We start from the raw sequence: 271 nt of genomic DNA, 5'->3' as shown, positions 1-271 counted from the left end.
CGTGCGGGATTCGAACCTGCGACCAATTGATTAAAAGTCAACTGCTCTACCAACTGAGCTAACGACCCATTATGTGTACTGCTAGTGACAATTCAGTGCCTATCGTGCGGGATTACTCGTCCTGCGGACTCGCCCTTCGGGTCAACGCTAACGCGTTGCTGTCTCGCTTCGCTCGGCTCGAACCTTTAACCAACTGATTAAAAGTCAACTGCTCTACCAACTGAGCTAACGACCCATTATGTATGCTGCTAATGACAATTCAGTGCCTGTC

The 271-nt window shown here is 49.4% G+C and carries 1 other RNA gene; it reads right to left on the bottom strand.

From position 1 onward, the window contains the following. Nucleotides 1-95: 95 nt before the first annotated feature. Nucleotides 96-228: non-coding RNA, RtT sRNA (locus V1952_RS22730), on the bottom strand. Between the last annotated feature and the right edge of the window lie 43 nt (nt 229-271).

The sequence above is a fragment of the Yersinia sp. 2542 StPb PI genome (genome assembly GCF_048593855.1).
GTDB classification, from domain to species: domain Bacteria; phylum Pseudomonadota; class Gammaproteobacteria; order Enterobacterales; family Enterobacteriaceae; genus Yersinia; species Yersinia enterocolitica_E.
Note: the sequence above shows the minus strand (reverse complement) of the source record. Positions and strands in the feature narration are given on the sequence as shown.